The sequence below is a fragment of the Bdellovibrio sp. BCCA genome (assembly GCF_037996825.1).
Classification (GTDB): Bacteria; Bdellovibrionota; Bdellovibrionia; order Bdellovibrionales; family Bdellovibrionaceae; genus Bdellovibrio.
Genome location: NZ_JBBNAC010000001.1, coordinates 3,709,565 through 3,731,924, shown reverse-complemented (window position 1 = coordinate 3,731,924; position 22,360 = coordinate 3,709,565). Strand labels below are relative to the sequence as shown.

The 22,360-nt window shown below is 44.7% G+C and carries 23 protein-coding genes; 8 read left to right on the top strand and 15 right to left on the bottom strand.

Translation table 11 applies throughout. The features are described from left to right. Positions 1 to 279 precede the first annotated feature (279 nt). On the top strand, positions 280 to 930 hold the full coding sequence (locus tag AAAA78_RS18115; RefSeq protein ID WP_340593541.1) for a LolA family protein: 651 nt from the start codon (positions 280 to 282) through the stop codon (positions 928 to 930). Beyond that, positions 927 to 2,300, top strand: a complete 1,374-nt coding sequence (gene rimO / locus AAAA78_RS18110; RefSeq protein WP_295902391.1) for a 30S ribosomal protein S12 methylthiotransferase RimO — start codon at positions 927 to 929, stop codon at positions 2,298 to 2,300. Before AAAA78_RS18115 ends, rimO begins: the two co-directional genes overlap by 4 nt. Here the strand turns inward: rimO and AAAA78_RS18105 are convergent. Then, entirely contained in the window at positions 2,297 to 3,520 is a 1,224-nt protein-coding gene (locus tag AAAA78_RS18105; protein ID WP_340593540.1) for a tetratricopeptide repeat protein, read from the bottom strand. The genes rimO and AAAA78_RS18105 overlap by 4 nt on opposite strands. Positions 3,521 to 3,620: 100 nt before the next feature. Here AAAA78_RS18105 and AAAA78_RS18100 point away from each other — a divergent pair, with 100 nt between their 5' ends. The 3 genes from AAAA78_RS18100 (at position 3,621) to AAAA78_RS18090 (ending at position 6,517) form a co-directional block, all read left to right on the top strand. Continuing rightward, a complete protein-coding gene (locus AAAA78_RS18100; RefSeq protein ID WP_340593539.1) occupies positions 3,621 to 4,412 on the top strand; it encodes a hypothetical protein in 792 nt (263 codons plus the stop codon). Positions 4,413 to 4,535: 123 nt separating this feature from the next. After that, positions 4,536 to 4,901, top strand: a complete 366-nt coding sequence (locus tag AAAA78_RS18095) for a DUF2203 domain-containing protein (RefSeq protein WP_340593538.1) — start codon at positions 4,536 to 4,538, stop codon at positions 4,899 to 4,901. Continuing rightward, positions 4,898 to 6,517: an NAD+ synthase gene (locus AAAA78_RS18090; protein ID WP_340593537.1), complete on the top strand. Its 1,620-nt coding sequence runs from the start codon at positions 4,898 to 4,900 to the stop codon at positions 6,515 to 6,517. Before AAAA78_RS18095 ends, AAAA78_RS18090 begins: the two co-directional genes overlap by 4 nt. A gap of 424 nt (positions 6,518 to 6,941) precedes the next feature. Here the strand turns inward: AAAA78_RS18090 and AAAA78_RS18085 are convergent, their stop codons facing one another. Continuing rightward, positions 6,942 to 7,562: a 3'-5' exonuclease gene (locus AAAA78_RS18085; protein WP_295902377.1), complete on the bottom strand. Its 621-nt coding sequence runs from the start codon at positions 7,560 to 7,562 to the stop codon at positions 6,942 to 6,944. 69 nt (positions 7,563 to 7,631) lie between these two features. Here AAAA78_RS18085 and AAAA78_RS18080 point away from each other — a divergent pair, with 69 nt between their 5' ends. After that, positions 7,632 to 7,949, top strand: a complete 318-nt coding sequence (locus tag AAAA78_RS18080; RefSeq protein ID WP_340593536.1) for a 2Fe-2S iron-sulfur cluster-binding protein — start codon at positions 7,632 to 7,634, stop codon at positions 7,947 to 7,949. Here the strand turns inward: AAAA78_RS18080 and AAAA78_RS18075 are convergent. The 10 genes from AAAA78_RS18075 to AAAA78_RS18030 form a co-directional block, all read right to left on the bottom strand. Next, positions 7,939 to 9,147 (bottom strand): hypothetical protein, encoded by a 1,209-nt coding sequence (locus tag AAAA78_RS18075; protein WP_340593534.1) that lies wholly within the window; start codon positions 9,145 to 9,147, stop codon positions 7,939 to 7,941. The genes AAAA78_RS18080 and AAAA78_RS18075 overlap by 11 nt on opposite strands. Continuing rightward, positions 9,144 to 10,460, bottom strand: a complete 1,317-nt coding sequence (locus AAAA78_RS18070) for an ArnT family glycosyltransferase (RefSeq protein WP_340593533.1) — start codon at positions 10,458 to 10,460, stop codon at positions 9,144 to 9,146. The genes AAAA78_RS18075 and AAAA78_RS18070 overlap by 4 nt, the downstream gene beginning before the upstream one ends. Before the next feature lie 2 nt (positions 10,461 to 10,462). Beyond that, on the bottom strand, positions 10,463 to 11,608 hold the full coding sequence (locus AAAA78_RS18065; RefSeq protein ID WP_340593532.1) for a helix-turn-helix domain-containing protein: 1,146 nt from the start codon (positions 11,606 to 11,608) through the stop codon (positions 10,463 to 10,465). Further along, positions 11,608 to 12,378, bottom strand: coding sequence for a tetratricopeptide repeat protein (locus tag AAAA78_RS18060; RefSeq protein ID WP_340593531.1), 771 nt, complete (start codon positions 12,376 to 12,378; stop codon positions 11,608 to 11,610). The genes AAAA78_RS18065 and AAAA78_RS18060 overlap by 1 nt, the downstream gene beginning before the upstream one ends. Positions 12,379 to 12,401: 23 nt before the next feature. Then, a complete protein-coding gene (locus AAAA78_RS18055; RefSeq protein ID WP_340593530.1) occupies positions 12,402 to 13,583 on the bottom strand; it encodes a class I SAM-dependent RNA methyltransferase in 1,182 nt (393 codons plus the stop codon). Positions 13,584 to 13,608: 25 nt separating this feature from the next. Then, on the bottom strand, positions 13,609 to 14,034 hold the full coding sequence (gene ndk / locus AAAA78_RS18050) for a nucleoside-diphosphate kinase (protein ID WP_340593529.1): 426 nt from the start codon (positions 14,032 to 14,034) through the stop codon (positions 13,609 to 13,611). A 12-nt stretch (positions 14,035 to 14,046) separates the two neighbouring features. Further along, positions 14,047 to 14,349 carry a hypothetical protein gene (locus AAAA78_RS18045; protein ID WP_340593528.1) on the bottom strand — a complete coding sequence of 101 codons (303 nt, stop codon included), beginning with the start codon at positions 14,347 to 14,349 and terminating at the stop codon, positions 14,047 to 14,049. Between the two features lie 85 nt (positions 14,350 to 14,434). Then, positions 14,435 to 15,199 (bottom strand): hypothetical protein, encoded by a 765-nt coding sequence (locus AAAA78_RS18040; RefSeq protein WP_340593526.1) that lies wholly within the window; start codon positions 15,197 to 15,199, stop codon positions 14,435 to 14,437. Between the two features lie 129 nt (positions 15,200 to 15,328). Further along, a complete protein-coding gene (locus AAAA78_RS18035) occupies positions 15,329 to 17,005 on the bottom strand; it encodes a c-type cytochrome (protein WP_340593525.1) in 1,677 nt (558 codons plus the stop codon). Between the two features lie 102 nt (positions 17,006 to 17,107). Next, on the bottom strand, positions 17,108 to 17,482 hold the full coding sequence (locus AAAA78_RS18030; protein ID WP_340593524.1) for a hypothetical protein: 375 nt from the start codon (positions 17,480 to 17,482) through the stop codon (positions 17,108 to 17,110). Positions 17,483 to 17,701: 219 nt separating this feature from the next. Between AAAA78_RS18030 and AAAA78_RS18025 the strand changes: the two genes are divergently transcribed. Further along, positions 17,702 to 18,403 (top strand): substrate-binding periplasmic protein, encoded by a 702-nt coding sequence (locus AAAA78_RS18025; protein WP_340593523.1) that lies wholly within the window; start codon positions 17,702 to 17,704, stop codon positions 18,401 to 18,403. 60 nt (positions 18,404 to 18,463) lie between these two features. Here the strand turns inward: AAAA78_RS18025 and sucD are convergent, their stop codons facing one another. The 3 genes from sucD to mdh are packed head-to-tail and all read right to left on the bottom strand — an operon-like array spanning position 18,464 to position 21,462. After that, complete coding sequence (sucD, locus tag AAAA78_RS18020; RefSeq protein ID WP_340593522.1) at positions 18,464 to 19,333, bottom strand: succinate--CoA ligase subunit alpha; 870 nt, start codon at positions 19,331 to 19,333, stop codon at positions 18,464 to 18,466. A 2-nt stretch (positions 19,334 to 19,335) separates the two neighbouring features. Next, positions 19,336 to 20,502, bottom strand: coding sequence for an ADP-forming succinate--CoA ligase subunit beta (gene sucC / locus AAAA78_RS18015; protein ID WP_340593521.1), 1,167 nt, complete (start codon positions 20,500 to 20,502; stop codon positions 19,336 to 19,338). A 15-nt stretch (positions 20,503 to 20,517) separates the two neighbouring features. Continuing rightward, positions 20,518 to 21,462, bottom strand: coding sequence for a malate dehydrogenase (gene mdh / locus AAAA78_RS18010; RefSeq protein WP_295901011.1), 945 nt, complete (start codon positions 21,460 to 21,462; stop codon positions 20,518 to 20,520). Positions 21,463 to 21,602: 140 nt separating this feature from the next. Here mdh and AAAA78_RS18005 point away from each other — a divergent pair, with 140 nt between their 5' ends. Beyond that, positions 21,603 to 22,358: an ABC transporter ATP-binding protein gene (locus AAAA78_RS18005; protein WP_340593519.1), complete on the top strand. Its 756-nt coding sequence runs from the start codon at positions 21,603 to 21,605 to the stop codon at positions 22,356 to 22,358. The last annotated feature ends 2 nt before the right edge of the window (positions 22,359 to 22,360 follow it).

The following is a 22,360-nucleotide window of genomic DNA, read 5'->3' as shown; positions in this document are numbered from 1 at the left end:
GATTTTTGCCTTGTCTTGAAAAGGTCTCTTCAGGTTCCCAGCGGGGAGCCGGCCGGGGAGAGAGGGCCTTGGTGGAGATGGAGGCCCATGTAAAAACTTCATCTAGTGTGGACTTCTCGACGGAAACACTCTGGATTTTTGCAGATGACGTCCTAACTACGGGGGCTACAGCGAGAGCGGCACACCTCGCACTTGGGAGTCCTCCTCACTTTGAAGTTTGGGTGCTGGCCCAAAGGGGCCTCTCTTGCGGAGCGTCCAAGGATCTGCTATAAAACCCAAATGTTTAAAAAAATCAGTGTCTTGTTTTTCGTATTGTCGTTTTCAGTGGGCCTTATGGCAGCTGTTGCTGGAAACGGAACACTTCAAAAAGTAACAAAAAAATATCGAGCTTCCAAACTTGTGGAAATGTCTGTGGTTAAGACGGTGAAGTCAGAACTTCTTGGCAAAGAAACAAAATATGACGGCAAAATCTATCTTGCGAACGGAAAATTCCGCTGGGAAAACACGACTCCGGAAAAAACACTTTTGGTTTTTGATGGAACAACGATTTGGAGTGAACAAACCCCACCGAAAGAATTTGGTGGCCCTGTTCAAGTCGCTAAAGGAAAAGTTGATAAGAAAAATCGCTCACAGATTTTGATCTCTTCTTTGTTGGGCGCGGATCTTGAGAAAAACTTTAAGATCGTGAAAGAAGAAAAAGCGGGCGACCTCGTAAAGATGGACGTGACTCCGCTTTACGATGATCTCACAGTGAAGTCTTTGCAAATCACGATTGATTCTAAAGACAGCACTATGAAAGAGATCTCGTACAAAGACGATATCGGCAATCTCACAACAATGAGTTTTTCCGATGTGAAGTTTCAGAAAAAAGAAAAAAAGAATTTATTTAAATACCAACCTCCCAAAGGCGCACAGGTGACTGATCTATGAAACAAGAGACAAACCAAAACAACAAAGTTCATTTTATCTCTCTTGGTTGTCCTAAAAACTTAGTCGACAGTGAGATCATGGCCGGTACTTTGATGAAAGACGGCTATCAAGTTGTTGGTGAAGCGGCGGAAGCGGACACTGTCATCGTCAACACTTGCGGCTTTATTGAAGACTCTAAAAAAGAATCCATCCAACGTATCTTGGACATGAGTGACCTTAAACAAGAAGGCAAAATCAAAAAAGTCGTCGTAGCAGGCTGCCTTACTCAACGCTACAAAGATGAACTAGTGGAAGGTTTGCCAGAGGCAGATCTTTTCGTGGGTTCAGGTGAATTCCAAAACATCGCGAAGATCTTGAAAAACTCAGATGCTGGCGACAAGAAGAAAACATTCTTCAATTTGCCGACATACTTGCAAGAAGAAGAAACTCCACGCGTAAACTCTCAACCAGGCCACCGTGCTTATTTGAAAATCTCTGAAGGTTGCATGAAGCGTTGTGCATTCTGCGCGATTCCTTTGATCCGTGGAAACCTGCAATCTCGTTCTATCGACGCGATCGTGGCGGAAGCTCGTCTTCTTGTGGCTGGTGGGGTGAAAGAGTTGATCATTATTTCTCACGACTTTACTGACTACGGTTGGGATATTCGCCGTAAAGATCCAACTCGCAAAGAAAGTCCGGTTGAGTTGTTGAAAGCCTTGGATCAAGTTGAAGGCCTTCAATGGATTCGTTTGATGTACTTGTATCCAGATGGAATTACTCCGGAGATGGTTCAAGTTATCAAGAACAGCAAAAAAATCGTGAAGTATTTCGATATGCCTTTGCAACACATCAACGATGCTGTTCTTAAGAGCATGAACCGCAAGATGACTCGCGATGAAATTGAAACCGCTTTGATGAACATTCGCGAATACATCCCTGAGGCTGTGATTCGCACACAATTCATCGTTGGTTTCCCTGGTGAAACTCAAGAGCAGTTTGAAGAACTTCTTCAGTTCGTGGCAGATCAACAGTTCGACCGTGTCGGTTGCTTTAAGTATTCTCCTGAAGAGAACACTCCAGGCGGCCGCATGGAAAATCAGGTTGATGAAGAAACAAAACAATACCGCCACGATGCCTTGATGGAAGTTCAGCAAAATATTTCTCGTGAAAAACACCGCGATTTCGTAGGTAAAACTATCGAAGTGATCGTCGAAGGTTTCAGCGAAGAAACAGATTTGTTATTGCAAGGACGTTTCTGGGGACAAGCTCCCGACATCGACGGCGTTGTTTTAATCAACGATGGCCAAGCGCAAGTCGGTGACATGGTGAAAGTCCACGTCACAGACAGCTTGGAATACGATCTTGTCGGCGAAATCGTTGTCGAGAACTAGAAAGTGCAAGTTTCGGATTCGTGTTCGAACTTGCCGATCCATTGAGAATTTTTAGCGTTTCTTAAGACTGTGGTGGCTCTTCTAAAGGCCACCGCATTTTTTTTGTCGAACTTGCACGCGTTTTTAAAAGCGAGCAATGACAATTCATACTTTCTAATTTCAAAGGAAGAAGTCGCAAGGCCCAACCATGAGCGCGCCGCTTTTGGATCGGCTTCTGTGCCGGCTTTATACACCTTCATTGCGTCGACATAGCTCTTTTGCTCCTCAAGAACCTTCCCGTAGTGGTATTGCGCAAGCTCCGATTTCGGGAAGTCGATAGACGCCTTTTTAAGAGCTTTTAAAGCCTTTTCGTCTTCACCCATGCCTTTGTAGCAAACGCCCAAATAAACGTAAGGGTCGGCGTTTTTAGGATCTTTCTGAATGGCGTCTTTACACATCTGTATTGCAGGTTCATAAGTGCCGTCCAAAGTGTTGATCTCGCACAGTTTGCGCAAGTAAATCGGGCGTGGTCCGATGCTATCGATCATGTCTTGATAAAGAATCCGGAGTTCGTACAAGTTAGGTGGTTCGCGATCTTCGTAAAGAGCGATCAAACCGTCATAAGCAGGTTCGTATTTGTTGTTAAGCTCAACGGCCTTTTTATAAGACTCCATCGCGTCCTTGGTTTTTCTGGCAAGAACGTAGGCGTTACCCATTAAGCTGTAGGCTTCGTAATCTTTTTCATCTTTACCGATAAGCACATTCAACGCGCGAATCATTTCATTCGGCTCTTTGCGTTTTTCGTGAGCTTTCGCGAGAAGCACTAAACCTTTGCGATCAATTTTATCCACGTGCTTCCACAAAAGCAGAGTGACCTTTTCGTACTCCTCTTTTTTGTAAAGTTCTTCGGCAAGCTCTCCAATAAGACCGACATTCTTAGGGCTGCTGCGAATTTCTTTTTTGAGACGCTCAATTTTTTCGTTCGCTGTTTCTGCGTGGCTAACGACCGGAGCTGCCACGGGTTCCGCGGACGCAGCTGGTGTTGCAGCAGGAGTTTGAGTTTTTTTAGCTGCCGGTTTTGTGTCTTTTTTAGGAAGGTCTTTAAGATCTTCTTCAAAGAGAGAGAACTCATCCTTACCCTGTCCCGAAGTCTGGGCAGAAGCCGTCCCAACGACCAATAATGAGACAAAAGACAAGAACAGAATAAATAAGGAACGATTGAAATTCAGTCCATTCATCATGTGTTGTATTATGACCTAAATGCTCTCGCGAGTGAAGAAATCTCAATTTACAGCTAGACTAGAGAATAATCAGGGACAGGCTCTTATAGAGTACATCCTGATGCTGGTTATTACGGTCTCTTTGATTCTTGCTTTGATGAATCAAATCTTTAAGCCGTTCGGGGAATTCGTAAATAATTACATGGGAAAATACGTGGGTTGTCTTCTTGAATACGGAGAGCTGCCTTCATTTGGTTCTGAAACTCCCTCCACTGTTGATGAAGATTCTGAGTGTGAAAAGAAATTCCAAAAAGGTTCGATGACCGCAGGACGTCCTCCCATTAACAACGGCGGAAAAGGTTCGTCAGGCGACGGTAAAGATTCTTCAAAAAATGGCGGCAATTCCAGTTCTGACAGCTCTTCCAGTGGCGGCTCCTCCAGCAGTTATGCGGGCTCGGCGTCGCGTGGAGGAGGTCGTTACATAGCGAGCCGACGTCGTGCTTCTCGCGGAATGGAAACCAGCGATAGCGCTGGTGGCGGCAAAGTTGTAGAAATCGCGCTGGAGAACGGTGGCGGCGGGAGTTTCTTTCGCAGTAACAATGGCGGAAATCGTGTCGTACAAATGCAAAAGCGTCGAGCTGTGGCCATTACCGGACTCACCGAAGCTGAAAGAAAGAAGTTAGAGAAAAAAGCCGAAGGAACGTCCCACATTATGTCTGCGGGAGAGGGCTTAGCGAATCCTCCTAAAAAAATTGCAGTCAAACCCCCTGAAAAAAAGATCGAGATAGAAGATGCACCGCCTCTGACCATTGGAAATTTTATACGTTATTTATTTATCGCCGGGATCGTGATCGCGCTTGTGATTTTCATTGGTGGTCAAGCGCTACAAATGTCCAAAAGTGGCGAGAAATAATCTGTGCATTGCGTTTAGAAATTCTTCATAGAAATTCTTAAGTTGTCTGTTATCGATTTAATTTCTTGAAACACGCCCGCCTTTAATGGATACAGCCTCATCGACATTGATGGGGGATGGTTCGTGCTAGAGAATGTGGTTGAAATCAATCGCAAGAAAACATTTACGTTGCAGGAAGCACGTCTTCTTTTGCCCATCATCTATCGCATGACGGAAGAGTCCAGCCGCGAAGTCAAAGTTCACTTGAACAGAATCGAGGCTTTCTCGGACAAGTCTCATCCATCCGTGGCTATTATCGAAGAGCAAATCAACGTCATTATTGATCGTTGGCAAGTGAAGGTCCAAAAGTTGGGGGCCGAGCCTAAGGGCCTTTGGATGGCCGACTTTGATAATGCCGAAGGATATTATTGCTGGAAGTTTCCAGAAACGGAAATTAATCACTGGCATGGCTACCAAGACGGCTTTTCTGGGCGTATATTGGTTGAATGAGAATCGCCTTAGCACAAATCAATCCGACCTTAGCTGATTTTGAATTTAATAAAGAAAAAATTCTAGAGTTCATCCATCTAGCGCAACAACGCAAGTGCGAGCTTGTTGTTTTCCCTGAGTGCGCACTTTTTGGTTATCATCCTTTTGATCTTTTGGAGCGTTCGAAACTTGTTGCGAAACAAGAGGCGGAACTCAAAGCGTTGATTAAAAAAATTCCGAAAGACATCGGCGTTATTTTTGGTCTTATCACAAAGAACCCTAAAAAAATGGGTCGACCTTATTACAACAGCGCTGTCTTTGTAGCTAAGGGACAAAAACCTCGTTTCTTCCACAAACAGCTTTTGCCGACGGGTGACGTGTTTGATGAAGCCCGCTTCATTGAGCCCGGTGATTTCTCTAAAAATTATTTCTCGTGGAAAGGGAAAAAGTTTTTCCTGACGATCTGCGAAGACATCTGGGCTTGGCCGGATGCTAAAGGGCACTCTCCTTACAGCGAAAACCCGCTGGCGAAAGTAAAGAGACAAAAGATTGATATGGTTATCAATCTCAGTGCTTCTCCTTACTTCGTCGGAAAGATGAAGCAACGCGAATATGTCGTTGGAAAAACCGCAGCATATTTCAAGGCACCGATGATGTATGTGAATATTGTGGGCGCTCAAGACGAGATCATCTTTGATGGCGGAAGTTTTGTTGTCGATAAAAAAGGAAAGAAAATTTTAAACTGCCAACAGTTTGAAGAAGACATCAATGTGATCGATCTCGATACTCTTGAAGTTTGGAATAAAACGGCAAAACTCGAAACGGTGGAAGAGCTTCGCCGTGCACTTGTTTTAGGTATTCGTGACTTCTGTAAAAAAACGGGCCTTCAGAAAATTCATTTAGGTCTTAGCGGAGGCATTGATTCCGCTGTGGTCGCGGCGTTGGCGGTTGATGCCTTAGGGCCTTCACAAGTTGTGACCTTGGGGCTTCCGGGACCTTACAATGCTCCACAAAGTTTGACGTTAGCGAAAGACTTGGCAAAAAACCTTGGTGTTGATTTCAAGGTTGTTGAGATGAAATCCATGTATGAAAACGTGGTGACGGCTCTTGAAAAAGGCATTGACCTTTCAGGATTCGGAATTGTTCACGAAAATCTGCAAGCACGTCTTCGTGGAATCACGCTCATGGCTTATTCCAACAAAGAAAACAGCCTGCTTCTTACAACAAGTAATAAGAGCGAATATGCCGCAGGCTATTCGACGTTGTACGGAGATATGTGCGGAGGCTTAGCTCCGCTTGGAGATCTCACTAAAGAACAAGTTTATGCTTTAGCAAAATACTACAATCAACAAGGTGAAGTGATTCCGCAAGAGATCATTGACCGTGCACCTTCAGCAGAACTTCGTCCGGATCAAAAAGACGAAGACACACTTCCACCGTATGTGAAGTTAGATAAAGCCGTTCAGCATTTGGTGGAAGACTCTGGCGTTGCAAAAACAGAAACCGACAAATGGTTACTGCCTGTGCTTATGCGAACAGAGTTTAAGCGTTGGCAAGCTCCACCGATTTTGAAAGTGTCGAAGCATTCTTTTGGACGAGGACGACGTTATCCGATTGCGCACAAAGCGAAGGAATAAATAGTCGATTGCCATCAGCGTCCGAAGTTCAAATAAGATTATCAACCTATTAGGAACTATTAAGATCTGATTTTGCGATGATCATTGCAAATAAAGAAAGCGGCCCTAGGACCGCTTTCTTATGGATGAGAGTTTTCCTCTGCAAAGGAGACTCTTATGAAAAGGCTAAAAACACATAGCTCTTTTCGGCAGTTTAAGGAATTTCTTAAACTACTTATACTGATTTTGTTTTTACTAATCAGTTCATGTAGTTAGAGAATCCATATAACCCCATAGGACTTAAGACGCAAAAACGGACAAGTATCGCTAGTGGGTGAGCTGAGCTTAAAACTCGGGAAATCATCAAGGACGAGGCGGTCTTAGTGCCACTCAATCTAAAATAAAGCCTGCCGAAAATCGCGCAGGCTTTTTATTTTTCTGAAAACTAAACAAGGCTTCCGAAAAGGTCCATTTGTTTTGGTTGTCTGACGATTTGTGGGAAACGAAGTTCTGGTTTTCCAGTCAAAGCGACAAGGTTTGCTACTTGCGGAGGTTGGCCTCCGATGGAAATTCTTTTCATCATTTGGAAGAACAAGTGACCGCAGTAAGAAGCATCTTCTTCGGCTCTGTGGAAATCCGTAGTTGGAATTTTCAAATGCTGAACAAGAGTTCCCAATTTGTAGTTTGGAAGACCCGGGAATACTTTTCTTGCGATCGGAAGAGTATCGAGGATCAAACCTTTTGGTGCGCTTGTTTCATACTTTTTGATATCAGCAGTTAGGAATTGCGCATCGAATGGAGCGTTGTGAGCGACAAGAACGTCGTCACCGCAGAACTCTGCCAATGAAGGAAGAAGGCTTTCAATAAGCGGCTTACCCTTCACCATTTCATCAGAGATACCATTGACCGCAGAAGCGCCTGGTGGAATCGGACGTTGGGGATCTACGAGTGTGGCGAAGATCGCTTCAGGTTGACCGTCGATGAAGCGCACGGCTCCAATTTCAACGATTTGATCTACTCCGGGAACAGTACCAGTGGTCTCTAAGTCAAAAGCTATGAATCTCATGAAAATATTGATACAAAATGGAAAGGGGTGTTTCAACTAAAGAGTGCCCTTTTGAAGGAGTTCCCTAGCGTGAATGCGACTAAGTCTGGAAAATATATCAACTTTTTACCAGAGCACCCCCATGTCGTAGTGAGTCAAAAAGACCATAGCATTCTGGATGTGGCTTTGCGAGAGGGAATTGAGATCAACCATACCTGTGGCGGGAATGGGACTTGTGGAACTTGCCTTGTTCACGTCGTCGAAGGACTAGAAAAACTAGGGCCGAGAACCGAAATCGAAGAAGAGATGGCCCAAGACCGTGGCTTTAAAGCGCACGAACGTCTGGCTTGCCAAAATCAGCCAGTCGAAGGCTTAAGCGTAGAAATTAAAAAAGACCCTATGGAGTGACATAAAAAGGATTCGTGTAAATCCATGTGATCCATTTTTTAGCGTCAGGCAAAGGAAGCATCGGGCTTACACGCACTTGCACTCGATAAGTTCCCGGCTGTGTGATTGGAAAAACAGTTTCAGGGTCATTGATTCTTGCGACAATCTCACCGTTCTTAAAGATGATGATCTCAAAAAAATCTTTGGGCTTTGAAGGCAGGCTTACTTTCAAAGACATGTTCTTAGAAAGCTTCACGGCAGAGCCCATCAGGTGCGACTTGTTTTCTTCCTCAAGCGTCGCCGTAAAACCTTTTGGATCACCCAGCATATCGAGTGCCATATAGAAGTTTCCGTTTTTGAGCGCATTAAAAACTTTCACACGGTCACTGTTAAAACTTCCAGTAAGTTCTGATTTGAGCAAAATATGATTGCTCATAAATTCAAAAGATCTTTTGTAGCTTGGAAAACGAATAAAATAATTCGCAAGAGGGATCACACGCGCAGAGGCTTCTGTTCCCGCATACACAACAATACGACGGTGTTGGCTCAGTTTATCCAGAAGTGCAATCTCGTCAGTTGGTTCTGTGTAAAGACGAATAAAAGAAAGACGCGGATTAAACGGATAAATCGCAAGACTCCAGATCGTTGAAATCTTCGACTCTTCCCACGCGCGATTCACAAGACTCTTCATATTGAGAAGTTCAAAACCATCAAGGCCCGAAGGAATCTCACCGTTCCAAGAATAACCGGCTTTGTAGGGATGAGTGAGAATTGTCAGAGTGTCTTTGCTTGCACCTGTTTTCTGCGAAAGAAGATCGGCGAGTTTAACTTGTGCATCGCCAAGATTATTTCCGATGCTTTCTTGATTGAGCGAATAATAAATCAATCTTGAATCAAGATAGCTGTACTTTCCCGCGGAAAAGACCAAAAGATTTCCGTGATAGGACTCAAATGTTGTTGGCATATTAAAGATGTTCAAATCCGTGAACATCAAAAAATCCAAGTTCGCCAATTTTGCAGAAGTGATAACGAAGCTTGAAGTCGCTGAACCGCTACTTAAATCGGTGTGGACATTCATCACACCTTTATAATCATTCAGAAGTCTTGAATGCTCGCGTGTGATCTGCTGAGGAATGACTGAAACCTCGTACTGATTTATGTAAAATCCGTACAAGAAATAAGTGACGAGCAGAAATGAGATGACTCCAATTGCTTTCATGGTCGAGTGAATTCCAACAATACAAAATCCGGAGAGATCTTTTTGATCTCTTTCATTTGCCATTGTTGTTCGGAAATCCACTTTGGTAAACCATTTCTCTCGCGCTTCACCAAATAAAACTGTTTTCCATTGGGCATGGCTTCAGGAAGTGTGTCAAAGAAGTCATAGCGACTGATTCCTTGAAGCTTGAACGTCGGAACTTTGCTGAAATACCAAATGGATGACGCCATTTGATAAGAGCTCGCATAGAGGGGCTTGTATTCGTGAGCAATAGAGCTGATTTCTTGAAGTACATAGGGCTCTTGAACTTTTTCACTGAGGTTGCGAAGTGCGGGTGTGAAAAGTGTTGCGATCACGATAACAAAAATTAGTCCCCAGAATCCAACATAGTATTTAAGCCATTTCTGTGTTCGAGAATAAAAAAGAGCCAAACCAAGCACAGCCGGATAAGCAATGATCGGCCAATTCGCTTCCACTAATGCCCTAAACGAAGTGTAAAGGAAAAATAGCAGTGGTCCCCAACCGAAATAATACAGCCAGCGCATGTTCTTAGGAACTTTGGCGCGAATAGCGGCCCAAAACACCAAAGGAAAAAGAATCAGGATTTGTCCTAAAACATATGAAATCGTCCACTCAGGATTGTAAGAGGTTTTCTCCAAACCGTGCTTTAGCTGAAACTCAAAAGAAGCAAAACCATTTTGCGCATTCCACACAATCACAGGCGCAGAAAAAAGAAGTCCTGTGATGATTGTGAGAAGAACACCACTCCACTTGACGTCTTTCCATTTTTTTTCGACAAAAAGAAACACAAGCAGGCAGGGAACAAAAAGAACAATATGATATTTCGAGCAAAATCCTAAACCAAGAGCTGCGCCCAAACCCAAATACGCGAGCAAAGATTTTTCTTCCAAAGCTTTCAAAGCGAAAAGAATCGCCAGTGACCAAAAGAACATCACAGGCAAATCAGGTGTCACGATCAAAGAGCCAAAACCAAGAAGGGGAGAAAATAAAACCAGGTAAGTCCACGTTCTGATTTTCGCAAAATCCACGCGGTCTTTCAGAATCAAGTACCAGACGGCCAACATGCCATGACCTAAAATCACAGCCGGCCAGCGAACAGCATTTGCAAAGGGCTCAAGGAAATGTCCGATGGAAAACAACCACGCCACCATTGGTGGATGATCGAAGTAACTTAGTTGCAGGCGCTGCGCCCACACCCAGTAATAAGCTTCATCGGCACTCAAAGGAATGAGTGCCGCAAGGATCAGTTTAACGAAAAGGCTTAAGCCCCAAATGCGACGGAAATCTTTCAAGCTTAGTAGCTCAACTTGATAGGTTTACCAAGGTCTCCCGGAATGCCGACTTCTTTTCCATTCAGGATCAAGTTTACGGCACCACCGTTAGAGAAATTAATTTTTAAACCACTCTTACTTTTGAAAGTATGAACTTGTTCCGCCGAAAGTTTGATTTTTTGCGGTTTACCAGTTGGAGAAGCGTATTCAATCTCCACTGTATCCAAAGCTTCCACAATCAACTCAACAGGTTTATTGCTTTCCTCTTTTGGAGTTGGCTTCGGTGTTGGTGTTGGCGATGGACTTGCAACAGGTGTTGCTGAAGGCGTTGGAGAAGGTGAAGGACTTGCCACAGGTGTTGGGGTTGGACTTGGTTTGGTCACCGGAGTCGGCGACGGAGTTGGAGTCGCAACTGGAGTGGCTGCCGTCATTGGTTTTACCGGAGTAGGTGTTGGCGAAGGCAATGAAGCCGGAGCCGAAGGTGTTGGAGCCGTTGTCAAATTGCCAAGAGGGCTTGTTGTTTCTTTTTTGTCTGCGGATTCATTTTCAACCAGAGTTGGAGTTTCCTCAGTAACTGGAGTAGCACCTTCAATTGTTTGCGCCACCTCGCCACTTGGCACTTCAGCTTCTTTTGAATACTTATCGATCATTTTCTTAGTGAAAAGGATCAGACCAACAAGGACCACACCAATCACCGCAATGATAATCGTTTTGCTCGATTTATTTTCACGCAAAGACTGCATTCCATCAGAAGAACTTGGCGGAGGAGTCGCTTTGCGAATCGGAGTCACAGTGGCTTCAGAAGTTTCTGTTTTCGCAGCAGGTGTTGCAGTGGATGTGGAGGCCTGAGCCGACGTTGCTGTCGTTGTCGCAGCTTCTTCTTTTACTTCCGCTTTTTCACCATCGTGAGGACGGATGTAAGGCTTCGGACGAGTCGAACCCATCTCTTCATAAAAGACCTCAAGAACTTTTTCGGAATCAAGATGAAGGAAGTTTGCGTAACTTTGTACAAAGCCACGTAAAAAAGTCTTCGCCGGAAGATGAGCATCGTCGCCCTCTTCGATGGCTTTTAAAACCTTGCTGTTAATTTTTAAAGAAAGACCAATTTCATGAAGAGAAAGGCCTTTTTCCTCGCGGGCTTTCTTTAAAATTTCACCAGTCTTTTTCATCAATGTCCCTTTCGAATCAAGCTGAGCATTCCTTTGGCTTTCTCACGGTACTTCCCATCCGGATAGTACTTAATCAACTCTTCAAAGCGAGCCACCGATTTCGATTTTTCGCCAAGACGGTAGTAAGCCAAGGCACTGTAGTAGTGAGGTTCATCGTACAAATTCTTTTGGCAGAAACCGATTGCGCGATCCAAAGTTTCTGCCGCTCTAGAATAATCTTCAGTCTCAAAAAACGTGCGACCGAAGTATGTGCTAGAAATACAATCATCAGGATTTTTGTTCAGCACTTTTGAAAAAGCATTGCGAGCAGCGACGTAATCTTTTTGATTAAATTTCGCGAGCCCCAAGTTGATGTACGCTTTGTCGGGACTTGGATAAGTGAGGTCGTTTAAAACAACGCGCAACTCTTTTTCAGCTTCCGCGTATTTAGCTTCTTCGATCAAAACGCGCGAAAGGTTGTTGCGGGCTTCCGTGTACTTTTCATCCATCGCGATCGCTTTACGAAGATGCTTCTCTGCAAGATCATAGCGTTCGCGGAAAAAGTAGACGAGGCCTAGGTTGTTTTGCGTGACCGGATTTTCTGAATCCAATTTTTCGGCTTCAAGAAGCTCGCGAAGAGCGTAGGGATAGTTGCCACTTTCGAGTTGAGAAGTTCCCAAACGAAGGTGAAGATCGGCTTTCTTTTTATCTTCTCCCCAAGTGGCACAGCCCGATAAAACGGCGCAGCTCAGCATGGAAAGTGTGCACAGTGCGAGAATCCATTTACGCATGCTAAAAAGGTATCATTTGAAGACTAAGAGTCAACCCTGAGCTCTGCAATAGTCTCAACATGGTCGGTCTGCGGGAACATCTCGAAGGCTTGAACCCGAGTGAGCTTCATTCGAGTGCCCAGTTTCTGTGACCAAGCAAAGAACCAGTTAAGATCACGCGCTAAAGAGACCGGATGGCAGCTGATGTAGATGATCTTTTTTGGCTGAGCCGCTGCGAGTGTACGCATAATAAGCTCGCTAGCTCCAGCGCGAGGCGGATCGAGCAGGACCAGGTCCTGTTTTCCGATAGAAGCCCTGCGCATGTAGCTTTCTACGTCTGAAAGGAAATACTTCACACGCTGACTTTGAATGCGAGATTTTGCTCGTTCGACAAGTTTAGGGTTTAATTCCACACCCGTGATTTGAGCTTCGGGATATTTTTGAGCAAAAGGAAAAGTGAAGTTTCCGGACCCGGCATAAAGATCGAACACCTGCTCGTACTTTTCCTCACCCGCCCACGATAAAGCCGTGTGAATTAGGTCTTCATTTTGGAAGCGATTGACCTGAGAAAAGCCGATTCCGTCATCATCTTCGTTGATAAGCCCATAACGAACAGGACCTTCCTCCGAGATGTACATCTCAAGACGTTGCAGATCCTTAGAGTTTTTTTCTTTCAACCACGCCTTCACTTCGTCGAACTTATCAGTGAGCGCACTTTCCGTAATTGGACAATCGTTGATCTCAACAATGTCGTGAGAATTGCGTGCAAAAAAACCAAAACGGTTGTGTTTAAACTTTGGCTGAATGCGGTTGCGGTATCTTAAAACACGCGGACTTTCCTGAATCGGAAGATATTCAAACTCAACCCCACGGTTGAATTTTTGAATAGTCTCAAGAACAAGTTTTTCTTTTTGTCGGCGCTGTTCATCTTCAGTGATGTGTTGCCAGTTGCAACCGCCACAGACATTGGCGACAGGGCAAGGCGGTTCACGACGAAAAGGACTGGGTTTTAAAACTTCAACGAGCTTGGCTTCGACGAAATTTTTTTTGACCAAAGTCACTTCGGCAAGAACTTCTTCATTGGGCGCTGCTTGAGGAACGAAGACGACCATGCCCTCGTGTCGAGCGACTCCAGCACCACCAATGGCGAGTTTCTCAATATTCAATCTGATCTTTGAACCAAGAAGGGGAGCTTGCGCTCCCCCCTTGTTTGATTTTGCAGACATTTAATATCGCAATTTCAGTTTAGAACTATACGTTGCAGATTTCTTGTTTTTCGAAGAACAAAGCAAGTTCGCGAGCTGCAGAAGCTGCAGAGTCAGAACCATGAACTGCGTTCTCACCAACGTTGTCACCGAATTTAGCGCGAACTGTTCCAGGATTAGCTTTCTTAGGATCAGTAGCACCCATGATTTCGCGGTTTTTCAAAACTGCGTTTTCACCTTGCAAGCACATCAAGCAAACTGGGCCTGAAGTCATGAAAGAAACAAGCTCACCGAAGAAAGGACGCTCTTTGTGTTCAGCGTAGAACTCTTCAGCTTTAGCTTTAGAAAGGATAGTGATTTTTGCAGCAGCGATTTTCAAACCGTTTGCTTCAAACATGCTGATGATGTCGCCGATCGCGTTTTTCTTCATTGCGTTTGGCTTAATGATTGAGAATGTTTGTTCGATAGCCATGGTATCTCCTTGTTAATTACAATCTGTTTCTGAAACTTTAAAGAACGTGGGAGTTTTAACGAATTGAGTGACACATGTCCACTCTTGGTTTGTTCCATCTTGGTTAGGAACAACGATTTCCGTTTTCACCGCTAGATCGCGACCTGGAGCCGCTTTGGTGAAATCTTGGTACTTAACTGTGAACGGAAACTCAGGACCGCCTGCAAGACCCAAAGTGGCCTCGACACTTTCAAGCGTCATGATAACAATTTCGTCCATTCTACCAGCCATTGCTGGACTTGCCGCAAGCAGGGCAAAAACCAATAATTTCTTCATCTTAGATCTCCCGGAGGAGATTAAATAAAGGCTCGCTAGGTCGACTGTCAACGACTATTGCTGCTGCGGGCTATATATGCAAATTTTAGAAGCGAATTGTGACGCTTAAACCGAAGCCGTAACCGTCACCGTTGGGACAAGGACCTGTGTCCTTGCGGCACGTCTTAGGTGGCATGAAAAGGTTAAGAGAGGCGCGATCCGTGTTGATGGCGTCCTGAATGGTGCCATTGATAGAATCCATAATACTTGCGGCCTTTGTTGCCTGAGAACGGTACTGAGATTCGTTCATATCAAAAGATCCGCGATTAAAAACTAATCTCTTACCCACTGAAGACGCGATCTTTTTTGAAGTCTGTTGACTCGAATTCGATTTTAAAAGGAACGCCAACAACAAAGCATTCTCGCGGCGGAAATCCATATCGCCGAAATCACTTTGTCTAAAAATAGTGATGCTGGCTTTTTCTCGACGGGACATCACGTGGAAGTATTGATCCGTATAATGAGCACGCGGATAAATAAACATTGTTCCCAATTGCGGGTTGTTGATGGCTGTTAATGAAACCTTCGCACCAAAGGCAGGCGATGTCGCATTTGAATAATCGAACTCGCTCATAGGTACTGTGATAATGATCACCGCATAAGGATTGCGACCGTCTTGTGCACAGACTTGAGTGACCTTGGCCGTTGTCATACCTTGCACAGTTTTTTGCGCCATCTCACACTGCGCATGATCGCGAGTGTCTACGGCGATAATGAGACCGCGAGAGTATTGGTTTTCTTCAGCCGCAAGGGTCGTCAGAGAACCTAAAAAAAGCGCAGCTGTGATGATAAAGGCGAATGTCTTTGTCATATGGGAGGTTTTATCACAACCGCTGATAACGGTGGGCCTCCGAAATATTTTCAGAAAAGAATTCTTAGGCTGTTTAAAGGATCGACATGACATTTTCCCCGTGGATAAGCCCGGGGAAAATGTTGATTTCTATAGGGTTTGCAAGAAGACGATGAGGTTCTTTTTATCTTCTTTAGACAAAATCTCTTTGCCGTCTTTGATGAAAATACGCTCGTCATGGCCAGCATTGCTCAGGCCTTTTTTGCGAGTGTCAAAATAATGGTCACGGGTCATCCATACTTTCGGAGTCTTATCTCCCAATGGGTAACCGTTGCACTCAAGATCAAAATCTGTCGCCGGATTGTTGGCTTCTCCAGAGTAGTAAGCCACAGGTCTTCTTTGAGAAGGCGTAAGAAGCGCGCAGAGATTTGGAATGGAGTTATTGTGGAAGTAAGGCCATCTTGCCCAAATACCCACAAGTGGCGGCGGCACATAACCGGGTTGGGCTTTGATCACGATGCCATTCTTTTTAGAGATCGCCAAATCATTGAGTTGTTCCAAAGACTTCATTCCAAGACGGCGATAGGGATCCGTACCGACATCCACCACAGGAGTTTTTTCTTTGTAGCGAACTTGCACAGTCTTAAGTTGGTCCTTGAGTGGAAGCGCTTCCGAACCTGCCACATTCCAAGCCTTGTCATAGTGACCATGGCATTTCGCACAGTTTGTATTGAAAACTTGCTCGCCTAGTTTTGCGCGACCCAAATCAATTTTTTCTGCAGGAATAAAGTCAGTGATAAGGGGCGCCTGGATTGAGAATACAGCCGTCGTAAGTTCTTCAATCACGTGGCTATTTTCATCAAGCCACTTTTCAAGTTTGACCAGATCAGCTCCACGACCGATTTCATTCCAAATAATATTGGTGAAAATAGGATTGCCGCTCAAAACGCTTCCGTCAGAAAGCCAGCGATTTTTATATTTTAAATTCCACCACACCGCAGGTTTCGAATCGGCAGGGTTGTTATCCAAGATCGCATCATGACGAGGGAAGGTTGCATACCATTCGCTGTAACTTGCATAAGGATCTTTAGAACGACGATTGAGTGAGAGACTCACTTGAGCCAAAGACGTATCAAGTCCTAAAGCGATCGGCTGCTTTAAAGACACGAATCGCAAATTTCCCATCGACTCTTCAAGAAGTTTTCTTTCCGCCGTCGTTGCGCCCGTGTAGGCTTGGAAAATAAGCGGATCAGAAACGGCCATGACTCTTTTTGCTTTAATGAAAAACTCGTTGGCTCTAGAAAAACGATTCGTCATTCCGAGAACTGTTTTACCAAAAAGGTTGCTTGAGTGGCAGGCCGCACAGCTAAATGTAAAGCCTTTGGCGCCATTTCTTTCAATAAGACCAAAACCCATCAACTCATCGGGGCGAATATTGTTGGGATATGGAACAGAATAAACGCCGTCGTCTGTTTGTTTTGGATAAGGGTGAAGACCTAAGTTTTTAAGGACGTCGTTAAATGTTTTATATCCGCTGATTCCTTGAAGAATTCCTTGCAGCCATTTTTTAAATGGATTGTTGGAGTCTTCATCAATCAGTTTTTTAATCGGAGCATAAGGAGGCAGCATTCCCGTCACAGTCACAGGATAAATCTGGGTGTGGATCTTGCCTTGATTTTTGTAGTGAAGAAAGTCAGTGTCGGACCACTGATAGATATTCTCGCGGCCACCTTCTGGAATCAGTGTGCCTTCAGACCAATCGGGCGTGTAAGCATTTGCAGAAATTGAAAGCAGAAATGTGAACATTGCAAGAATGTATGTCTTCATGCCCCAGTTTAATTACGAAGGCGCAACACAAGACAATCATATTCTGCTCTTTGACAGGGAGTGTAGGGCTCCGAAGCAGGAGCCCTGAAATATTTTCACCAATTAGTCTTCGCCATCAACGAGGGCATCGATCTTTCCAGCGCAGTCCACAGTGTACCAACCCCAGCATGAAGCGCCAGCAGCACAGTAACCGTCAACAATGGCAGCCGTCTGATATTTGAAAGACTTTGAATCCCAGCTTAAAGACTTCAACGCACGTTTCACGTCGTCTTTTGTAAGGATAAATTCGCCGTCGATGATCCAATAAAAATCATCATTCAAAGAGCGACCTACAAGCGGAGAAAGATAATTATTCAAAGCCGTTTTTGCCTGATCAAGAGTCACGCATTGTCTTGGCTCTAAAGGCAATTCGAGCTGTTCAGCGAAACTAGATGCAGAAAGGAATAAAGAAAGGACAACGAAAGCAACCGACTTCACAAAAACCTCCATTTGTTTTGATGGGGCTTTGTACATTGCGAACGCCCGAAAGAGTAGTGCGGTTGTGAAGTTTACATGGCGTTTATTGTTCTGATTTGGTCAGGATCCCCCCTAGGACCCACTGATTTCATACGTGATAAATTTTTTGATAATCGTCGGCTTTTGCGGCACTCTGATTCAATGCGAACCGCTTTAGTATTGGCCTTCCTCATATCAACAATGTCTATTTTCGCATTTGCTGACGAGACAGCTCTACGCGGAGGATTGCCTGCGGGCTTAGCGCCGCCGCTCTTATATAGCGGCAAAGTCGGAGAGACAAAAGGTCTCGTTGCCGACTACACAGTGGCCCTTGCAGAAGCCATGGGAAGAAAAGCAGAGCTAAGTCTCATCACTCGTTACCGTCTTGATGGTTATCTCCTTAAAGGTCAAATGGATGTTCTTTGTTATACTAGCAAGGCGTGGGCGAGCAACCAAGATGCCTTGGATTTTTCAAAACCACTTTTCACTAAAAGAGAAGTGATTCTTGGGCCGGCACCAATGCCAAAAAAGGTGAGTGATCTTAAGGGGAAGACGATCGGAACAATCTTGCAGTATGTGTATCCAAAATTAGATCCCCTTTTCGAGTCAAAGCAGCTTAAAAGAGAAGACAGTCCCAGTGAAGAGGCCAACCTAAAAAAGCTTCTTCATGGACGACTTTCTTATGTCGTTACAGATGAACTCTTCATCGATTATTTTAAGCTGGAAAATCCCAAGTTTGAAATCAACCGCGAGCGACTTTTCATGCAGGAATATCCGGTGGTATGCTCAATCAGTCGTAAGGGACGTGTCACAGAAAAAGAACTTAACGCCGCCATTGATAAAATCAAAGCCAATGGAAAACTTGAGGCGATTTTCAAGAAATACGGCGCAACTTCAAAATAAAAAACCCACGATGTCTCCACCGCGGGTTTTCAAATCTTAAAGATTTTTCTAGTCGAAGAATTACTTCAACATAGATTTCAACGTCACACCCATATCAGCAGGTGAACGAGAAATTTTGCAACCTGCAGACAACAAAGCTTCGAACTTCGCTTCTGCTGTGCCTTTGCCGCCGCTGATGATCGCGCCGGCGTGGCCCATACGTTTACCCGCTGGAGCTGCCGCACCCGCGATGAATGCAGTGACTGGTTTTTTGAATTCGCGCTTGATGTAATCCGCAGCTTCTTCCTCTGCAGAACCACCGATTTCACCGATCATGATCACGGCGTCAGTGTCTTTATCTTTATTGTACATTTCAAGAACGTCGATGAAGTTTGTTCCATTCACTGGGTCACCACCGATACCTACGCAAGTAGATTGGCCAAGTCCCAATGCTGTCAATTGACCAACGGCTTCGTAAGTCAATGTGCCAGAACGCGAAAGAACGCCGATACGACCTGGCATGTGGATGTGACCAGGCATGATACCGATTTTACATTGGCCAGGAGTGATCACGCCCGGGCAGTTTGGACCTACCAAGCGAGTTTTCTTTCCTTGCATGAATTTCTTTACTTTCACCATGTCCAAAACTGGAATGCCTTCAGTGATACAGATCACAAGATCCAACTCAGCATCAACAGCTTCCATGATAGAGTCTGCTGCAAATGGAGGTGGAACGAAGATAACAGAAGCGTTACAGCCCGTTTTTTCTTTCGCATCGTGAACTGTGTTGAAAACAGGAAGACCGATGTGAGTTGTGCCACCTTTACCCGGAGTCACACCACCAACCATCTTAGTTCCGTAAGCAATCGCTTGCTCAGAGTGGAAAGTGCCTTGGGCGCCAGTGAAACCTTGGCAGATAACTTTTGTGTCTTTGTTAATAAGAATAGCCATCGTTATTGTCCTTTAACTGCCGCTACGATTTTCTTCGCAGCATCTGTGAGGTCATCTGCAGGAGTGATGTTCAAACCACTTTCCTTCAAGATTTTCTTACCAAGTTCTACGTTTGTACCTTCAAGGCGGCAAACAAGTGGAACTTTCAGACCCAATTCGCGAGAAGCTGCAACCACACCTTCTGCGATGATGTCACATTTCATGATACCACCGAAGATGTTCACCAAGATCCCTTTTACGTTTGGATCTTTAAGGATGATTTTGAAAGCCGCTGTTACTTTTTCTTTATTAGCACCGCCGCCTACGTCCAAGAAGTTCGCAGGAGAAGCGCCGTGAAGTTTAATAATATCCAAAGTCGCCATCGCAAGACCCGCACCGTTCACTAGGCAGCCGATGTTTCCATCAAGCTTGATGAACGCAAGGTCAAATTTAGAAGCTTCGATCTCAGAAGGTTCTTCTTCGTTCAAATCGCGCATCTCAACGATGTCTTGATGACGGTAAAGAGCGTTGGAGTCGAAGTTCATTTTCGCATCCAAGCAAAGAACATCACCTTCTTTAGTCACGACAAGCGGATTGATTTCAGCAATCGAGCAGTCTGTCGTGATGAACGCGTTGTAAAGACCTGTAAAGAACTTCACAGCTTTATTGACGATCTCAGGAGACATGCCGATATCGAAAGCCAATTGACGAGCTTGGAAAGCAGCCAAACCGATTGTTGGATCGATATCTACTTTCTTGATCGCATTTGGATTGTGTTCAGCCACTTCTTCGATGTCCATGCCACCTTCAGAAGAAGCCATCATTGCCGCTCTTCCAGTTGCACGGTCGATCAAGCAAGCAACGTAGTATTCTTTAGCGATGTTGCAACCTTGTTCGATGTAAACTTTCTGAACAACTTTACCTTCAGGGCCTGTTTGGTGAGTCACCAAAGTCATGCCGATCATTTTTTTTGTAAGCTCGCCCACTTCATCCAAAGTTTTTGCGATCTTAACACCGCCGCCTTTACCGCGGCCACCAGCGTGGATTTGCGCCTTAACGACCCAAAGACTTCCACCGATTTCTTTTGCTGCAGCCACAGCTTCCTCAGGGGAGTGAGCGATTTTACCTTTTAAAGTCGCCACTCCAAATTTTCTGAGGATCTCTTTGGCCTGATACTCATGAATATTCATCTTGATAACTCCAGACTACTGAACGTTTTTAAGAGCAGAAACAAGTGTGCGAACTGCGTCTACTGATTTTTTGAATTCTTCTTGTTCAGCTGGGTTCATTTCGAACTTGTGAACTTTTTCGATACCTTTTCCGCCGATAGTTGCAAGCACACCAACCATCAAACCTTCGTTAACACCGAACTCACCAGTCAACTCAACAGCTACTGGAAGAACGCGTTTTTGATCTTTAAGAATGGCTTCTGCCATTTCAACGGCGCCACGAGAAGGAGCGTAGTAAGCAGAACCTGTTTTCAAGTGGCCGCCGATTTCAGCACCCGCTTGTTTTGTACGAGCCACGATCGCTGCGATTTTATCTGCAGGAAGAAGTTCTGTAAGAGGAATACCAGATACAGAAGCTTGACGAACAAGAGGCATCATCGCGTCACCGTGGTTACCGATAACGATACCAGTTACGTCTTTCACAGACACGTTCAACTCTTCAGCGATGAATTCACGGAAGCGAGCTGAATCCAAGCAACCGCCCATTCCAAGAACGCGCTCACGAGGGAAGCCCAAGATTTGTTTTGCGTAAACAGCCATAACGTCCATTGGGTTACAAACAACGATCACGAATGAATTTGGAGCGTACTTCTTAACACCTTCGCAAACATCTTTTACGATTTTCGCGTTGATACCAACAAGCTCGTCACGGCTCATGCCTGGTTTACGTGGCATACCTGCAGTGATGATCACAACATCAGAATCAGCGATGTCTTCGTACTTGTTAGTTCCTTTGATTTTTGTATCAAACATTTCGATCGGACCTGCTTGAGCAAGATCCAACGCCTTACCGATAGCTGCGCCCTCATTGATGTCCAAGATAACAACATCGCCAAGTTCTTTTTGAGCTGCCCAGTGAGCAGTTGTTGAACCTACGAATCCTGCGCCGATAACGGCAATTTTATTTCTTTTGTGAGCCATGACTAATCTCCTTAAGGCTTCAAAATGAATGGAAAAATTTAAAACTTGCGTTCGATGACACATTCAATATCAAATCATATATAGAAACAAGATTTACTGCTCGGCGCAGAGACCTTAGAGAGCAAGAACTGGACGACCCGATGAGCATCATCAGCCTGCAAGACATTACGGTGGCCTTTGAAGATCATGTTGTTTTAAAGCAAGTGAATCTCAATATTGCCGCTGGCGAGTCCTTCGTAATTGTGGGTCCGAGCGGGCAGGGCAAAACGACCTTGCTAAAAACCATGTCAGGCTTGATAACTCCGCAGAATGGCAAAGTTTTTATCGAACAGAAAGAGTGGATGACGCTAAGTCCCAAAGAGCGTTTGCCGCTGCTTAAAAAGATGGGAATTTTGTTTCAAAAGAACGCTCTTTTTGACTCATTGACCTGCGTTGAAAACATCAGCTTTCCTTTAGGCGAGACCACAAAACTCACGGAATGGGAAATAACAAAAAGAGCTGAGACTTTCTTGGATGTGGTCGGAATTCCGCACGCACGCGATCTTTATCCCGATGAAATCAGCGGTGGGATGCAAAAGCGCCTCGGAATTGCTAGAGCGCTGGCTCTAGATCCAGAGATTATTTTCTACGATGATCCGACAGCGGGACTTGATCCGATCACTTCGAAAAAAATCATCGAACTCATTTTGAAACTCAAAGCTGAAAAAGGTTCGACGATTGTGGCGATTACGAACGACATGAATCGCGCTTACCAAATGGCAGATCGCATCGGTGTTGTGATGGACCAACAACTCATCATCACTGGAACTCCTGAAGAAACACAAAATCACAAAGACCCGCGCGTGCACCAGTTTGTCAGAGGTCTTCTTGAGGGTCCTCTTACGACAATGGCTTAATA

Bases quoted from the DNA above. Each gene is read 5' to 3' on its own strand.
- AAAA78_RS18115 (WP_340593541.1), top strand. From the start codon at position 280: ATGTTTAAAAAAATCAGTGTCTTGTTTTTCGTATTGTCGTTTTCAGTG.
- rimO (WP_295902391.1), top strand. From the start codon at position 927: ATGAAACAAGAGACAAACCAAAACAACAAAGTTCATTTTATCTCTCTT.
- AAAA78_RS18105 (WP_340593540.1), bottom strand. From the start codon at position 3,520: ATGATGAATGGACTGAATTTCAATCGTTCCTTATTTATTCTGTTCTTG.
- AAAA78_RS18100 (WP_340593539.1), top strand. From the start codon at position 3,621: ATGCTGGTTATTACGGTCTCTTTGATTCTTGCTTTGATGAATCAAATC.
- AAAA78_RS18090 (WP_340593537.1), top strand. From the start codon at position 4,898: ATGAGAATCGCCTTAGCACAAATCAATCCGACCTTAGCTGATTTTGAA.
- AAAA78_RS18085 (WP_295902377.1), bottom strand. From the start codon at position 7,562: ATGAGATTCATAGCTTTTGACTTAGAGACCACTGGTACTGTTCCCGGA.
- AAAA78_RS18075 (WP_340593534.1), bottom strand. From the start codon at position 9,147: ATGAAAGCAATTGGAGTCATCTCATTTCTGCTCGTCACTTATTTCTTG.
- AAAA78_RS18065 (WP_340593532.1), bottom strand. From the start codon at position 11,608: ATGAAAAAGACTGGTGAAATTTTAAAGAAAGCCCGCGAGGAAAAAGGC.
- AAAA78_RS18060 (WP_340593531.1), bottom strand. From the start codon at position 12,378: ATGCGTAAATGGATTCTCGCACTGTGCACACTTTCCATGCTGAGCTGC.
- AAAA78_RS18055 (WP_340593530.1), bottom strand. From the start codon at position 13,583: ATGTCTGCAAAATCAAACAAGGGGGGAGCGCAAGCTCCCCTTCTTGGT.
- ndk (WP_340593529.1), bottom strand. From the start codon at position 14,034: ATGGCTATCGAACAAACATTCTCAATCATTAAGCCAAACGCAATGAAG.
- AAAA78_RS18045 (WP_340593528.1), bottom strand. From the start codon at position 14,349: ATGAAGAAATTATTGGTTTTTGCCCTGCTTGCGGCAAGTCCAGCAATG.
- AAAA78_RS18040 (WP_340593526.1), bottom strand. From the start codon at position 15,199: ATGACAAAGACATTCGCCTTTATCATCACAGCTGCGCTTTTTTTAGGT.
- AAAA78_RS18035 (WP_340593525.1), bottom strand. From the start codon at position 17,005: ATGAAGACATACATTCTTGCAATGTTCACATTTCTGCTTTCAATTTCT.
- AAAA78_RS18025 (WP_340593523.1), top strand. From the start codon at position 17,702: ATGTCTATTTTCGCATTTGCTGACGAGACAGCTCTACGCGGAGGATTG.
- sucD (WP_340593522.1), bottom strand. From the start codon at position 19,333: ATGGCTATTCTTATTAACAAAGACACAAAAGTTATCTGCCAAGGTTTC.
- sucC (WP_340593521.1), bottom strand. From the start codon at position 20,502: ATGAATATTCATGAGTATCAGGCCAAAGAGATCCTCAGAAAATTTGGA.
- mdh (WP_295901011.1), bottom strand. From the start codon at position 21,462: ATGGCTCACAAAAGAAATAAAATTGCCGTTATCGGCGCAGGATTCGTA.
- AAAA78_RS18005 (WP_340593519.1), top strand. From the start codon at position 21,603: ATGAGCATCATCAGCCTGCAAGACATTACGGTGGCCTTTGAAGATCAT.